Source organism: Faecalibacterium sp. Marseille-Q4164 (genome assembly GCF_017377545.1).
Classification (GTDB): Bacteria; Bacillota; Clostridia; order Oscillospirales; family Ruminococcaceae; genus Faecalibacterium; species Faecalibacterium duncaniae.
Window position 1 is genome coordinate 17,954 of sequence record NZ_JAFREJ010000018.1, and the last position, 15,656, is coordinate 33,609.

Sequence of the window (15,656 nt, forward strand, 5' to 3'; positions counted from 1 at the left end):
GCAGTCGAACAGATAGAGTGCTAAAAATGAAATGGCAATCAATCTGAAAGACTGCTGAAATAACATTTTCGGTACGAATGGAGGTCGATTCTATGAATACCAATCAATATACGCAGAAAACACTGGAAGCTCTGCAGGCTGCCCAGCAGCTGGCTGTGGAGTACCAGCACAACGCTTTGGAGCCGGAACATCTGCTGCACGCCCTGGCTTCGCAGGAGCAGGGCCTGATCCCGCAGCTTCTGCAGAAGCTGAACGTGGACCCGGGCAGCTTTGCCGCTGCTGTGGCTGAAAAGCTGTCGGCCCTGCCCCGGGTGTCCGGCTCTGGCCGTGACCCGGACAAGGTCTATATCTCGCAGGCAGCGGATAAAGTCCTGAGCGCTGCCGCCCGGGAAGCCAAGGCCATGAAGGACGAATACGTCAGTGTTGAGCATGTGTTCCTGGGCCTGCTGGATGAGCCGACCCAGAACACCACGGAGCTGTTCCGCGCCTTCAACATCAAGAAGGATGCGTTCCTGCAGCAGCTGACTGCCGTGCGCGGCAACCAGCGCGTGACCAACGACAACCCCGAGGATACCTACAACGCTCTGCAGAAATATGGCCAGGATCTGGTCGATCTGGCCCGGAAGCAGAAGCTGGACCCCGTGATCGGCCGTGATCAGGAGATCCGCAATGTGATCCGCATCCTGTCCCGTAAGACCAAGAATAACCCCTGCCTGATCGGTGAGCCCGGCGTTGGCAAGACCGCCATCGCCGAGGGCCTGGCCCAGCGGATCGTGCGCGGCGATGTGCCCGAGAACCTGAAGAACCGCACCGTGTTCAGCCTGGACATGGGTGCGCTGGTGGCCGGTGCAAAGTACCGCGGCGAGTTTGAGGAGCGCCTGAAGAGCGTCCTGAATGAGGTCAAGAAGAGCGAGGGCAAGATCATCCTCTTCATTGATGAGCTGCACACCATCGTGGGTGCGGGCAAGACCGACGGTGCCATGGACGCGGGCAACCTGCTCAAGCCCATGCTGGCCCGGGGCGAGCTGCACTGCATCGGTGCAACCACGCTGGACGAATACCGCCAGTATATCGAAAAAGACCCCGCTCTGGAGCGCCGGTTCCAGCCGGTGCAGGTGGATGAGCCCACAGTGGAGGACACCATCTCCATCCTGCGTGGCCTGAAGGAGCGCTATGAGGTGTTCCACGGCGTGAAGATCAGCGATAATGCGCTGATCGCCGCCGCAACCCTCTCTGACCGCTATATCACCGACCGCTTCCTGCCGGATAAGGCCATCGACCTGGTGGATGAAGCCTGCGCCATGATCAAGACTGAGATGGACAGTATGCCCAGCGAGATGGATGATCTGGCCCACCGCATCACCCAGCTGCAGATCGAGCAGGTCAGCCTGAAAAAGGAGACCGATGCCCTGAGCCAAAGCCGCCTGCATGAGCTGGAAAAGGAACTGGCCGAGCTGCAGGATAAGTTCCGCAGCATGAAGGCAAAGTGGGAAAACGAGAAGAACGCCATTGGCAAGGTGCAGACCCTGCGTGAGCAGATCGAGCAGACCAATGCCGCCATTGAGAAAGCCCAGCGTGAGTATGACCTGAACAAGGCTGCTGAGCTGAAATACGGCAAGCTGCCCGAGCTGCAGAAACAGCTGGAAGCGGAGGAAAAGCTGGCCAACGAGAAGAAGGAGGACAGCCTCCTGCGTGACCGCGTGACCGATGAGGAGATCGCCCGCATTGTGGCCCGCTGGACCGGCATCCCGGTGGAGAAGCTGGTAGAGGGCGAGCGCGAGAAGCTGCTGCATCTGGACGATGTGCTCCACAAGAGAGTCATCGGTCAGGACGAGGCCGTGACCAAGGTGAGCGAGGCCATCCTGCGCAGCCGCGCCGGGATCGCCAACCCCAACCGCCCCATCGGCAGCTTCCTCTTCCTCGGCCCCACCGGTGTGGGCAAGACCGAGCTGGCCAAGGCGCTGGCACAGGCTCTGTTTGACGATGAGCGCAACATGGTGCGTATCGATATGACGGAGTATATGGAGAAGTTCAGCGTCAGCCGCCTGATCGGTGCGCCTCCGGGATACGTGGGTTATGAGGAGGGCGGTCAGCTGACCGAGGCTGTCCGCCGCAAACCCTACAGCGTGGTGCTGTTCGATGAGGTGGAAAAGGCCCACCCCGATGTGTTCAACATCCTGCTGCAGGTGCTGGACGATGGCCGCATCACCGACAGCCAGGGCCGTACCGTGGACTTCAAGAACACGGTGATCATCCTGACCTCGAATCTGGGCAGTGACATCATCCTGAACGATCTGGAGCAGCGCCGGGCACAGGGTTCCAACGAACTCAGCGACGAGGCAAAGCATCAGATCGACCTGCTGCTGAGGAGCAAGTTCCGCCCCGAGTTCCTGAACCGTCTGGACGAGATCGTCTACTACAAGAGCCTGACCAAGGACGAGATGCGCAAGATCGTGGATCTGCAGCTGGCAGACCTGCGTAGCCGCATGGACGAGGGCAAGCATCTGAATCTGGACGTGACCACCGCCGCCAAGGACTACATCATCGATTCTGCCTACGACAGCGTCTATGGTGCCCGCCCCATCAAACGGTTCATCCAGAGCCGGGTGGAGACTTTGATCGCCAAGGCGATCATTCAGGGCCGCTATGCCGAGGGCAGCACCCTGACCGTGGATTACGACGGAAATGCCCTTGTGCTGAAATGATTTTCCACAGTTTTACCAGTTTTGTACCTCTGTGCCGGCTGTAATGCTTGCATGGGGGTGCGGAATATGATATTATAACAAGTAACATTGATGTGCTTTTCATCGCGGAACAGCCACGGTGGAAAGCACATTTTTGTATCCCTAGGAAAGAACTCCTTCCGTCATCGCTGCGCGATGCCACCTCCCTCGGTGAGGGAGGCTGACCGTGCGGCAAGGCTCCCTCTTTGAGGGAGCTGGCTGCGAAGCAGACTGAGGGAGTCCGTTCTTTAATAAAAAACAGAAAGCTGAGTGTGATTTTCCTTTATTATGGACGATGGCAGTATGACGCTCTGGGTAGCGCTGGTGATCCTGGTGGGTTTCTCCGCCTTTTTCTCCGCATCCGAGACCGCATTTTCCTCCCTGAATCAGATCCGCCTGAAAAGCCGCGCCGAGGACGGCGATTCCTCTGCCGCCCGGGTGCTGGCCATGGCGGAGCAATACGATAAGCTGCTTTCCACCATCCTCATCGGCAACAATATCGTGAACATCGCCGCCGCTTCCATCGGCACCATCCTGTTTACCCAGATGCTGGGTGCCGAGCGGGGCGCAACGATGTCTACCATTGTGCTGACGATCATTGTGCTGATCTTTGGCGAAGTGACTCCCAAGAGCCTGGCCAAGGAGATGCCGGAAAAGGTGGCCACGGCAGTCTCGCCCTTCCTTGTGCTCCTGATGGCCCTGATGACCCCGCTGACCTGGCTGTTCACCCAGTGGAAAAAGCTGCTGGGCCACTTTGTCCACAGCGGCGAGGCCGATACCATCACAGAAGGTGAGCTGATGACCATGGTCAGCGAAGCTGAAAACGACGGCGAACTGACCGACCGGGAAAGCGAGCTCATCCGCAGCGCCATCGAGTTCGATGACGTGGAGGTGGAGGAGATCCTGACCCCCCGTGTGGATGTGGTGGCTGTGGAGGATGATATCCCGCTGGAGGAGCTGGCCCAGACCTTTGCGGAGTCCGGTTACTCCCGTCTGCCTGTCTACCACGGTACCATTGATAACATCATTGGTGTGGTACATGAAAAGGATTTCTATATCGCCCGCCTGAAAAAGGCGACCAAGATCGATGATCTGGTGGTGCCCACCCTGTATACTACGGGCTCCACGCAGATCTCCCAGCTGCTGCGCACCCTCCGGGAGCAGCACCACCACCTGGCCGTTGTTGTGGACGAATACGGCGGCACCGAGGGTATCATCACGCTGGAGGATATCCTGGAAGAGCTGGTGGGTGAGATCTGGGATGAGCACGACGAGGTCACTGAGGACTTCCGCAAGCAGTCGGACGGCAGCTGGCTGGTGTCCGGCTCTGCCAGCGTCGATGATCTGTATGAGGAGCTCGACCTGCCGGAGGAAGAGGACATCGATTCCAATACCGTCAACGGTCTGGTGCAGGAAAAGACCTGCCATCTGCCCAAGGTAGGCGACCGCTTTACCCTGGGCGAGTACGATGGTGTTGTTACCCGCACCGCCAAGCGCCGCGTGACGGAGGTGCGCCTGACCCCCGCCGCCCCGGCTGAGGATGCCGAGAAGGACGACGAAAAGGATAAGCGCTTCTCCCGCCTTGCACAGCGCGGGGAGAGCCGCTGACAGGAAGCATAAGATAGAAACAGTGAAACGCCGCCGGGTGGAGCTTTTTGGCTCTGCCCGGCGGCGTTTTCTTGATTCAAGTCCTTGCCCGCGGCCCTGCACTGTGCTAAACTGAATAAAATACAGAACGCAGGAGGACAAGGAACTTGAAACGGATGTCGAAGTTTGCGCGCCGGTGTGCGGCGCTGATGCTGGCGGTGGTGCTGCTCTGCATGGCAGTGCCTGCCGCCTTTGCAGCGGAAGGGAACACCCTGCCCGCCGGTGCCACCACCATGGGCGGTGCCAACACTACTCTGATCCCGGACGAGGAGGAAAACTGCCTGAGCTGGCTCTTCGGCTCCGGCGATACCATCACCATGCCCTACCTGAACGTCAAGGGGCAGGGCCTGCGCCGGAACGTGACCCTGGATCTTGAGGACTGTCTGGTGGGCATCACCTACACCGAGCTGGGCTCCATCGGCAGCTATGTCAGTGACGCGGCGGCACAGCAGGCGTGGAAAGCGCAGGCGGTGGCCATCCACTCCTATCTGGAATACCACAAGAAATACGGCTCTTCGGCCAACGCGCTGGTGTACACCCCCGTGGACCAGATCCCTTCCTCTGCCCGCAGCGCCATCCGCAGGGCAGTCTCTGAGGTCAAGGACGAGGTGCTGACCTGCAACGGCAGCGTCATCGATGCAGTGTGGTCGGCCAGCGCGGGGTACAACACCCAGACCGGCGTGTACGGCACCTGCTCCGGTCTGGATGCCTGGGGCACCGATGTGCCCTATCTGCAGAGCGTGGAAAGCCCCTACGAGGAGCAGTATCACAACCTGATGCGCCGGATCATCGGCAAGGATTACCGCTACATCGAGTATAACGACAGCAAGACCGGCCAGCCCTACGAGAGCGCCGACACCACCCATAAGGATCTGGGCGGCTTTGTCCAGTACAATACCTTTGTCTCGAACGGAAAGAGCTACCGCTACATCGGCCAGTTCGTTTCCTCTCGTTACTGCTTTGATTTCAGCGCGGACGAGAACGGAACCCCCTGCATGAACTACTATGGCTTCGGCCACGGTGTGGGCATGAGCCAGTGCGGCATGGTGGGCTATGCGCAGGAGCAGGGCATGGGCTACCGGGACATCCTGCGCCACTACTATACCGGCGTGTCCTTTGGCACGGTGGGCAGCGGCAGCTCGAACGGAGGCCTGTTCGGCTGGCTGTGGAGCCTGCTGGGGCTGTAATAAATTTTGCACCGGAAAGCGCAGGAAATGCGGAAAAGCGCTTCTCAAACGGGACGAAATCTGGTATACTATTATAGTTTGTAAAAATGCGTCTGGGCGGCGGAATGGCCCAGTGAAGTGGAGAAGTCGGAATGCAGTTGGAGAAAGCAAAGGAAACAAAGCAGGACATGGAGCGCTGCCGCCTGCTGGCACAGCGCATTGCGGAGGAGCTGGCCCCGGCAACAGCTGCGGTGCTGAACGCCGAGACCCCGGCACTGGAAAAGGCCCTGCACCGGGCGGGCGTGGATGCCAACCCCTTTACAGTGGCTGCCCGGCAGGCAGACCTGCTGGTGGTGGAGGACCCCGCCTGGGTGGAGATGCCCGCGCAGCTGCCCGGACAGGTGCTGCTGGTGTTTACCGGCAGCAACGTGGCTGAGGGCTGGGCCGAGGAACTGGCCCGCCGGGGCTACTACCGGGATTTCCGCTGGCGCAGCCGGGGCCGTGCCCAGCAGTCGGCTCTGTACTGCACGGTCCAGCCTGCCACCGCCGAGATGATCGCGGGCTATGAGAAGGAGCTGGATCTCCTGCGCGACCGGATGGTGCGTGCCGAGCGCACCTGCAACGAGGAAGCCGCCCTCATTGAGCGGCTCCGCAGCGATCTTTCCCTGAGCCGCAGCCATGCCAAGAACCTGGAAAAGACCCTGAACGAGGTGACCAGCTCTACCTTCTGGAAGCTGACCTGGCCCATGCGGTATGTTGTCAGCAAGAGCCGCCAGATCTGGCACACCTTCCCGCTTTTCGTCCTGCTGGGTGAGCTGCGCCGGGACGGCATTTCGGGAGTGCGGGAGCACGCCCGCGCCAGGCGGGAGTATGCCGCCCTCTTCCCGGGGAACCTCCTGCGGGCTGACCGCTTTGCCCCGGTGGAGCTGCTGGTCAGGCAGGCGAACGATCAGCCTGCCGGTCCCAAGATCAGCATCGTGGTGCCTCTGTACAACACCCCGCTGGATTTCCTGGACGAGATGCTGGATTCCGTGGTGAACCAGACCTACAAGAACTGGGAGCTTTGCTGCGTGGATGCCGGTAAGGACGAGGCCGTAGGCCAGCATGTGCAGGCCCGTGCGAAGGCCGATGCACGCATCCGGTATCAGAAGCTGGAAAAGAATGAGCTGATCCCTGGCAACACCAACAAGGGTTTTGAGATGGCCACCGGTGAGTATATCGCCCTGCTGGACCACGATGACCTGTTGCATCCCTGTGCCCTGTGGTACGCGGCCAAGGCCATTGCCGAGCAGAAGGCCGACTTTGTCTACACCGACGAGGCAACCTTTGAGGGGAAGCCGGAGCATGTGGTGCTCTACCACTTCAAGCCCGACTTCATGCTGGACAACCTCCGCTCCAATAACTACATCTGCCACCTGACCGTGTTCAGCCGCGCCCTGATGGAGCGGGCCGGCGGCGGCGAGCGGATGGAGTACAACGGCAGCCAGGATTACGAGCTGTTCCTTCGCCTGACGGAGCAGGCTGAGAAGATCGTTCACATTCCCCATGCCCTGTATTACTGGCGCTCCAGCCCCGGCAGCACGGCGGCAGATATCTCCGCCAAGACCTACTGCATCGACGCAGGCATTGCGGCCCTCAAGGCCCACTATGCCCGCTGCGGGATCGCTGTGGACGATGTTGCCCTCATCCCCGGCACCCCGGGCTATTACAAGACTGATTACACCATTGAGCACCCGGGCCGGGTGAGCATCCTCATCCCTACCTGCGACCACATCCGGGATCTGGAGCTCTGCGTGGATTCCATCTATGCCCGCACCACCTACCCGGATTTTGAACTCATCCTCATTGAGAACAACAGCAAGCAGCCCGAGACCTTCCGTGCCTACGAGCGGATGCAGAAGGAACACCCGGACAACCTCAAGGTCGTGACCTGGGAGGGCAAGGGCTTCAATTACAGCGCCCTGAACAACTTTGGCGAGCAGTATGCCACCGGCGAATATCTGCTGCTGCTCAACAACGATACCGAGGTCATCACCCCCAACTGGCTGGAAGAGATGGTCATGTACGCCCAGCAGAAGCGGGTGGGCTGTGTGGGTGCAAAGCTGCTCTACCCCGATGACACCATTCAGCACGCCGGCATCGGCTTTGGCATCGGCGGCGTGGCGGGCCACCTGCACAAGTATTTCCCGGCAGCGTCCGATGGCTACATGGGGCGGCTGAACTATGTGCAGGATGTTTACGGCGATACCGCCGCCTGTCTGCTCATCCGCAGAGAAATCTATGATGAGATGAACGGCCTGGACGAGAGCTATGCCGTGGCCTTCAACGATGTGGATTTCTGTGTCCGTGTGCGGGAGGCGGGCTACACCAACGTGTTTACCCCCTTTGCCCAGCTCTACCACTACGAGAGCAAGAGCCGCGGCACCGAGGACAACCCCGAAAAGCAGAAGCGCTTCCAGGGCGAGGTGCTCCGCTTCCAGGCCCGCTGGGGAGACCTGCTGGCCGCGGGCGATCCCTGCACCAACCCCAACTTTGATATCCAGCGTGAGGACTTCACGCTGAAGATCCTGCCTTTGGAGTGAATTGATGAAACTATCAGCCTGTATTGTTGTATATAACGGCTATGACGAGGCGCTGAAGGCGGCGCAGACGGTGCTGCACTGCACACGCCGCTACCCGGTGACCCTGTATCTGGTGGACAATGCCAGCCCGGACGGCAGCGGCAAAAAGCTGGAGCAGGCCGTGGCGGACGGCCTGCTGGCAGCAGGCCCGGGCCAGCAGGTGGTGGTGCACTGCCGCACCGAGAACGGCGGCTTTGGCACCGGCCACAATATGATCCTGCCCGAGCTGGACAGTGATTTCCATTTTATCCTCAACCCGGATATCCAGCTGACCGCTGATACCCTGAGTGATCTGGCCGACTGGATGGCCGCCCACCCGGATGCCGTGATGGCCCGGCCCTCGCTGGTGTTTCCGGACGGCAAGCCCCAGCAGCTGCCCCTGCGCCGGTGCGCCCTGCGGCCCATGCTCTACCGCCAGCTGCCCCGGCTCAGCTTCTGGAAAGGCCAGAACGACCACTACCTGATGCTGGATGAGGACCTGACCAGACCCATCGAGATCGAGTTCTGCACCGGCAGCTTTTCCGGTGTGCGCACCAGCACCTTCAAGGCGGTGGGCGGCTTTGACGAGAGCTACTTCATGTATGTGGAGGATGCGGACCTCACCCAGAAGATGCGCACCCGGGGCAAGGTGTATCTGGTGCCCCAGTATACCGCCATCCACGCCTGGCACCGCGCTGCCCACCGGGATCTCAAGCCCGCCCTCTGGCAGACGGGAAACCTGCTGAAGTATTTCCATAAGTGGGGCTTCAAGTGGTAAGAAACGCTCTGCCATCGCAATATGCTGCCGCCGTGGGCGGCTGAACGGTTCTGTTTGACGGCCTGTTTCGGAAAAAATTCTGGAACAGGCCGTTTTTTCTTGCTTTTTTTTCGATTTGAGAGTAGAATAAGGTGTAAAACTATCTGATGCCGCCCCGCGCGGCCGGAACTTTTACCCTGTAACTTTGTTGACAGCGGACGCAGCTCCGCTTTGAATATTACGAGGTGAGCGTTTCACCCCGTATAGCTGCACAACTTTTTCAATACAAATAAAGGAGTGCACAAATTATGAAAGGCATTATTCTGGCCGGCGGTGCCGGCACCCGGCTTTATCCGCTGACGATGGTCACCAGCAAACAGCTGCTGCCTGTCTACGATAAGCCCATGATCTACTATCCTCTGTCCACCCTCATGCTGGCGGGCATCCAGGATATCCTGATCATCTCCACCCCCACTGATACGCCGCGCTTTGAGGCGCTGCTGGGCGATGGCAGCCAGTACGGCATCCATCTGCAATATAAGGTCCAGCCCTCTCCCGATGGTCTGGCACAGGCCTTTATTCTGGGCGAAGAGTTCATCGGCGACGACTGCTGCGCCATGATCCTGGGCGACAACATCTTCTACGGCAACGGCTTCTCCAAGATCCTCAAGACTGCCGCCGCCAATGCAGAGACCAAGGGCCGCTGCACCGTGTTCGGCTACTATGTGCAGGACCCCGAGCGTTTCGGCATCGTGGAATTTGACCAGAACGGCAAGGTGCTGAGCGTGGAAGAAAAGCCCGAGTACCCGAAGAGCAATTACGCCATCACCGGCCTGTACTTCTACAACAAGGAAGTGGTCCAGATGGCAAAGCAGGTCAAGCCCTCTGCCCGCGGTGAGCTGGAGATCACGACCCTGAACGATATGTACCTGAAGAAGGACGAGCTGGATGTCCAGCTGCTGGGCCGCGGTTTTGCATGGCTGGATACCGGCACGATGGAGAGCCTGGTGGATGCCGCCGACTTCGTCCGCATGGTCGAGAAGCGTCAGGGTATCAAGATCAGCGCCCCCGAAGAGATCGCCTTCAAGTACGGCTGGATCGACCGCGAGACCCTGCTGGAGAGCGCTTCCCGTTATGGTAAGAGCCCCTACGGCCAGCACCTCAAGAACGTGGCCGATGGAAAACTGAGATATTGATGCAGGAGGGGAATCACCCATGAAAATCATCGTCACCGGCTGCAAGGGCCAGCTTGGCACCGAGATCATCAAGCAGCTGCGGGAGGGCCGCAGCGAGATCGGCCCCATTCCCGAAAAGCTGATGAATGCCACCGTGATCCCGGTGGACCTGCCGGAGCTGGACATCTCCAACTATAAGATGGTGGATGACTTCATCCGCCGCCAGCGCCCGGATGTCATCATCAACTGCGCCGCCTACACCAACGTGGACGGCTGCGAGGTGAACCACGACGCAGCCTTCAAGGCAAACGCTCTGGGCCCCCGCAATCTGGCACAGGCCGCCGAAAAGACCGGTGCCCGCCTGGTGCATGTCTCCACGGACTATGTGTTCTCCGGCCGTGAGAACGGCGGCATTGCACAGGACGAGGCCACCATCCCCGGCCCCATCAGCGCCTACGGCTCCACCAAGCTCATGGGCGAAAAGTATGTGGAGCAGTTCTGCCACCGCCACTTCATCGTCCGCACGGCATGGCTGTACAGCTACTACGGCAAGAACTTCGTCAAGACCATCGTCAACGCCGGCCGGAAATTCGGCAAGCTGGAAGTGGTCAACGACCAGTGCGGCAACCCCACCAACGCGGTTGACCTGGCCCATGAGCTGCTGCAACTCTGCGTGACCCATGAGTACGGCCTGTATCACTGCACCGGTGAGGGCATCTGCTCCTGGTACGATTTTGCTTCCGAGATCATCCGCCTGTCTGGTGTGGATGCCTCTGTGGCCCCCTGCACCAGCGAGGAGTACAAGGCCAAGCACCCCGAAAGTGCCGACCGCCCCAAGTGGAGCGCACTGGACAACCGGATGCTCCGCTGCACCGTGGGCAACGATGTGCGGGACTGGAAAGAGGCCCTGGCCTGCTTCTTCGCCCACTGGGACGGCGAGAATGGGATGAAAACGAATTAAACCTCTCAGTCAATGCTTCGCATTGCCAGGCCCGGGTTGCGGCTCCCAGCATCCATTTCGTGTTGTAAACAACACTTATGTCTTGCTGGCCACGGCCCCAACAGCAACGCCCTTTATCCGCCACTGGCGGCGGTTGTTGCTGTTGCTCCTAGTAAGGGAGCCCTTGGCATAGCGAGAAACAGCTGCGCAAAACCTGAGAATGATAGAAATAAAGGGAAGATAATACTTTATGAAAAAATATCTGATCACCGGCTGCGCCGGTTTTATCGGCTCCAACTTTGTCCACTATATGCTCAAGAAGTACCCCGAGATCCTGCTGGTCAACCTGGATAAGCTGACCTACGCGGGCAATCTGGAGAACCTGAAGGATGTGGAGGGCGACCCCCGCCATGTGTTCGTGCAGGGCGACATCTGCGACAAGGAGCTGGTGGAAAGCCTGTTTGCAAAGTACGATTTCGATTATGTCATCAACTTTGCCGCTGAGAGCCATGTGGACCGTTCCATCAAGAACCCCGAGATCTTTGTCCAGAGCAACGTCATGGGTACCGTGAACCTGCTGCAGCGTGCCAAGGAAGCCTGGTACGATGCCGATGCCAAGACCTGGAAGGAAGGCAAGAAGTACCTGCAGGTCTCCACCGATGAGGTCTACGGCGCTCTGGGTGCCGAGGGCTACTTCATGGAGACCACCCCGCTGTGCCCCCACAGCCCCTACTCCTCCTCCAAGGCCAGCGCTGATATGTTCGTTATGGCATTCCACGATACCTACGGTATGCCCATCAACATTACCCGCTGCTCCAACAACTACGGCCCCTATCAGTTCCCTGAGAAGCTGATCCCCCTGATGATCAACAACGTCAAGCACCACAAGCAGCTGCCTGTCTACGGTGACGGTATGCAGATCCGTGACTGGCTGTACGTTGAGGATCACTGCAAGGCCATCGATATGGTCTGCAACGGCGGCAAGATCGGCGAGGTCTACAATGTGGGCGGCCACAATGAGCGCCCCAACATCTTCATCGTCAAGACCATCATCGCGCAGCTGCACGACCGCCTGAAGGACGACGGCATCAGCGAGGATCTGATCAAGCACGTTGCTGACCGTCTGGGCCACGACCGCCGCTACGGCATCGACCCCACCAAGATCAAGAACGATCTGGGCTGGTACCCCGAGACCCCGTTCGAGAAGGGCATCGTCCTGACCATCGACTGGTATCTCGAGCACGAGGAGTGGATGGAGCACATCACCAGCGGCAACTACCAGAAATACTACGAGGAAATGTACAAGAATAAGTAAGTTCTTGTTCGGTATATTGAAAAAGAGAGAACGTCCATCCGCAGACTGTTCGTAAAACAGTATTCAACAAATGACACGGCAACTGGATGTCAGGATTGGTTACTGTTCACTCCGCTCGGTCTAAAAAGCAAAAAGTCCCATGCCCGCACCGCCAAAGTGCTGGGCATGGGACTTTTTGCGTCTGGGAACGTTACACCTCTATCGAGGTGTAACATACTAGACTTTGTACCAAAGTCGTGTGCCAAAGGAGATTGTGCTCCTTTGGAATTTCCGTCATCATAGAGGAAAGAAACAATCTATTAACTTTCCCATGCAGCAACAATGCTTCTTTCTGGGTTTTGAGGATCAATAGTCACCTCTATAGGTGTTCCCTTGCTCACGAGAGGATTGAACCAAAACCAATGGGACTGTCCATAATAAGTGTCTTTTCCAATCTTATATTGGTACCGGATCACCCAAGGATAAATTACATCTTCATCAGCAAGGTGATAGGTACTCATGTGGAATTTTATGTGAACCCTTTTTACTGCATTAACTTTTCCGGAAACAATCTTTCCGTTTTTCAGCAGGTCTGCTTTGCGGATGTCTGTAATCCATGCTACCCCGATAATTGCGATAGCAATAAGCCACGCAGCTATGAGTGCCCCGATTCCAACTTGCTTATAGGCGATAGAAATCAGAAAAGCAACAAAAATCCCAACAGCACCAAGAATATGGAGCAAATCTTTAGAAAAGAACTTATGGATTTTTTTCATGGAGAGACACTTCCTTTCACGAGGTTTTGTTACACTTGGAATACGGATAAACCGGGAAGAAGATTGCGGTCATACCGGAAAGATTTCTCAGCCCAAGCTGATACCCATGCGTTTTGCCACGGTGAGGAGCTCGCAGCCCTCGGGGATATTGCGGGTCTTACCGGCGATATCCTCCAGACGGTTGGAGATGACGTGGTTGTTCACGAGAGCCACCGTAACGCCGTACTGCTCGATCTCCACCAGCTTGGCGGCGTAGCTGCCGAACTGGGTGGCCAGCACGCGGTCGTAGGCGCTGGGGCTGCCGCCGCGCTGCATGTGGCCCGGGATGCAGACCCGGGTCTCCATGCCGGTCTTTTTCTGGACGGCAGCGGCAATGCGGTTGGTGGCGGTGGTGTAACCGGCCTCGGCGCGCTTGGCGGCCCACTCCTTGCGCTTCAGCTTGGCCTCATCCACGTTCATGGCACCCTCGGCCACGGCGATGATGGAGAAGTTGGAGCCGCGCTTTGCCCGGCGCTCCACGGCCTCGCAGACGCGGTCGATGTCGTAGGGCTGCTCGGGCAGCAGGATGATATCCGCGCCGCCTGCAATGCCGGAGTAGAGGGTCAGCCAGCCGGCCTTGTTGCCCATGATCTCGATGCACATCACGCGGCTGTGGCTGCCGGCGGTGGTGTGGATGCGGTCAATGACCTCGGTGGCAATGTCCACAGCGGTGTGGAAGCCAAAGGTCACATCGGTGCCGTAGATATCATTGTCGATGGTCTTGGGCAGGCCGATGATGTTCAGGCCCTCCTGCGAGAGCAGGTTGGCGGTTTTGTGGGTGCCGTTGCCACCCAGGCAGAGCAGGCAGTCCAGCTTTGCGTCCTTGTAGGTCTTTTTCATGGCCGCGACCTTATCGACCTTGTCATCCTCGACCACGCGCATCAGTTTGAAGGGGGTGCGCTTGGTGCCCAGAATGGTGCCGCCCAGTGTCAGGATGCCGCGGAAGTCATCCTCGCACATCTCCTTGTATTCGCCGTTGATCAGGCCGTGGTAGCCGTTCAGGATGCCCACGATCTCCACATTATCACCCATCCGGGCATACAGTGCCTTTGCCACGCCGCGAATGGTTGCGTTCAGGCCCGGGCAGTCGCCGCCGGAGGTCAGGATGCCAACACGTTTTTTCATCTCACAAATCCCTCGTTTCCTCTTGATCTTTCCCGCCGCAGAGCAGGGGATATCTGGTACTATAAGAGTATTCCCAAAGGGGAAATGTGTCAAGAAAAAATTTTGTAAAAAGAAAAAAGAGACACACCGAAGTATGTCTCTTTTTCGATCGGAGCAGCGGGATTTGAACCCACGGCCTCCTCGTCCCGAACGAGGCGCGCTACCAACTGCGCTATGCCCCGAAAATACCGCAGCCGGAAGGCGACTGCGGTTTTCTGGTTGGGGATGAGAGAATCGAACTCCCACAAGTAGAGTCAGAGTCTACCGCACTACCACTATGCAAATCCCCATCATTCTGTTGTCGTCAGCTTTGAACCTCGCCGCTGACAAGGGATATTATACTATACGGCCCGGGTCTTGTCAACACTTTTTTTGAGATTTTTCGCCTGAGCAGAAAATGCCAAAAACTTTCTCTTTCCGGCAAAGTATGTTAGAATAGAGCCACTAAGATTCAGGAGGATATTTTTATGCTGAAACGTCTGCGCGCAAAGCATCCCATCGGCTTCTGCGTTTTATCCGAGGTGCTGTTTCTGGGCAGCCTGCTGCTGGCATCCTATCTCATTGTGTTTGCACTGGTGCTCTTTGGGGTGGACCTGGAACGGGTGGACTCCTACTTCCTCAGCGCCGTGCAGGAGGCGGTGGGCATGGTGGTGGCGCTGGTTATTCTGGGCCGCACCGGTAAGATGTACCTGCTCCGCCGCCGGGGCAGCGGCTTTTTCAACGGGCTGCTGGTGGGAATGTATCCGCTGGTGCTCATTGGTTACAGCCTGTATACCAAGCTGATGTTCGGGATGCCCGAGGATGGCCAGCTGCAGCCTGCGTTCAGCATCTTCAGCTTCTTTTTGAGCATGGCGCTGGTGGGTGTGGCGGAGGAGTTCCTCTTCCGCGGGGTCATTGCCCAGAGCCTGCTGGAGCGCTTTGGCACCGGCAGGGCGGGGGTCTGGAAAGCCTGCCTGCTGTCGGGCCTGCTGTTTGGCGCGGCCCACCTGACCAATCTGCTGTCCAGCGCTCCCTTCGGTGTGCTGATGCAGTGTGTCTTTGCGGCATCGCTGGGTACGCTGTTCGCAGCCATCTATTTCCGCACCGGCAACCTGTGGGTCACGGTGTTCCTGCACGGGGCCATGGACATTGCCTCTATGCTGGTGGGCGGCCTGTACGGCACGGAGGACGTGGCCGAGAGCATTTCGGGCTATGATGCCAGCATGATGCTCTCGATCTTGATCTATCTTATCCCGACTCTCTTCCTGCTGCGCAAAAAGAAGATCGGCGAGGTGGCGCTCTACTTTGGCCGGGACTGCGCCCCGGCAGCTGCTCCGGCCCCGGAGGAAAACGGGGAACGGCTCCGGTAAGCCCTCTTGCCTTTTGAAACAAAAAG

11 protein-coding genes and 2 tRNA genes are annotated in these 15,656 nt (G+C 58.3%); 9 read left to right on the forward strand and 4 right to left on the reverse strand.

Translation table 11 applies throughout. From position 1 onward, the window contains the following. The first annotated feature begins 92 nt into the window (after nucleotides 1-92). The 8 genes from clpB to rfbB all read left to right on the forward strand — a co-directional run bounded on the left by clpB (nucleotide 93) and on the right by rfbB (nucleotide 12,323). Nucleotides 93-2,705, forward strand: coding sequence for an ATP-dependent chaperone ClpB (gene clpB, locus J3352_RS12180; protein WP_097772741.1), 2,613 nt, complete (start codon nucleotides 93-95; stop codon nucleotides 2,703-2,705). A 306-nt stretch (nucleotides 2,706-3,011) separates the two neighbouring features. Then, a complete protein-coding gene (locus J3352_RS12185; protein WP_097772740.1) occupies nucleotides 3,012-4,331 on the forward strand; it encodes an HlyC/CorC family transporter in 1,320 nt (439 codons plus the stop codon). Nucleotides 4,332-4,486: 155 nt separating this feature from the next. Continuing rightward, nucleotides 4,487-5,557: a sporulation protein SpoIID gene (locus tag J3352_RS12190; RefSeq protein ID WP_097772739.1), complete on the forward strand. Its 1,071-nt coding sequence runs from the start codon at nucleotides 4,487-4,489 to the stop codon at nucleotides 5,555-5,557. A gap of 131 nt (nucleotides 5,558-5,688) precedes the next feature. Next, nucleotides 5,689-8,118, forward strand: a complete 2,430-nt coding sequence (locus tag J3352_RS12195) for a glycosyltransferase family 2 protein (RefSeq protein ID WP_156067349.1) — start codon at nucleotides 5,689-5,691, stop codon at nucleotides 8,116-8,118. 4 nt (nucleotides 8,119-8,122) lie between these two features. After that, nucleotides 8,123-8,914, forward strand: coding sequence for a glycosyltransferase (locus J3352_RS12200; protein ID WP_005936487.1), 792 nt, complete (start codon nucleotides 8,123-8,125; stop codon nucleotides 8,912-8,914). 287 nt (nucleotides 8,915-9,201) lie between these two features. Beyond that, nucleotides 9,202-10,089 (forward strand): glucose-1-phosphate thymidylyltransferase RfbA, encoded by an 888-nt coding sequence (rfbA, locus tag J3352_RS12205; protein ID WP_156067351.1) that lies wholly within the window; start codon nucleotides 9,202-9,204, stop codon nucleotides 10,087-10,089. Nucleotides 10,090-10,108: 19 nt separating this feature from the next. Next, nucleotides 10,109-11,029, forward strand: a complete 921-nt coding sequence (gene rfbD / locus J3352_RS12210; RefSeq protein WP_005936494.1) for a dTDP-4-dehydrorhamnose reductase — start codon at nucleotides 10,109-10,111, stop codon at nucleotides 11,027-11,029. A gap of 229 nt (nucleotides 11,030-11,258) precedes the next feature. After that, on the forward strand, nucleotides 11,259-12,323 hold the full coding sequence (gene rfbB, locus J3352_RS12215; RefSeq protein ID WP_156067353.1) for a dTDP-glucose 4,6-dehydratase: 1,065 nt from the start codon (nucleotides 11,259-11,261) through the stop codon (nucleotides 12,321-12,323). 299 nt (nucleotides 12,324-12,622) lie between these two features. On the opposite strand, the gene J3352_RS12220 is transcribed toward rfbB, so the two are convergent. From J3352_RS12220 to J3352_RS12235, 4 genes are all read right to left on the reverse strand, one after another. Beyond that, nucleotides 12,623-13,078 carry a DUF3592 domain-containing protein gene (locus J3352_RS12220; RefSeq protein WP_097772737.1) on the reverse strand — a complete coding sequence of 152 codons (456 nt, stop codon included), beginning with the start codon at nucleotides 13,076-13,078 and terminating at the stop codon, nucleotides 12,623-12,625. 87 nt (nucleotides 13,079-13,165) lie between these two features. Continuing rightward, entirely contained in the window at nucleotides 13,166-14,242 is a 1,077-nt protein-coding gene (locus tag J3352_RS12225; RefSeq protein WP_156067355.1) for a 6-phosphofructokinase, read from the reverse strand. Between the two features lie 148 nt (nucleotides 14,243-14,390). Then, nucleotides 14,391-14,463 (reverse strand) — tRNA-Pro (locus tag J3352_RS12230). 34 nt (nucleotides 14,464-14,497) lie between these two features. Further along, nucleotides 14,498-14,571, reverse strand: a tRNA-Gln gene (locus J3352_RS12235). Nucleotides 14,572-14,748: 177 nt separating this feature from the next. Here J3352_RS12235 and J3352_RS12240 point away from each other — a divergent pair. Beyond that, entirely contained in the window at nucleotides 14,749-15,630 is an 882-nt protein-coding gene (locus J3352_RS12240) for a CPBP family intramembrane glutamic endopeptidase (protein ID WP_156067357.1), read from the forward strand. The last annotated feature ends 26 nt before the right edge of the window (nucleotides 15,631-15,656 follow it).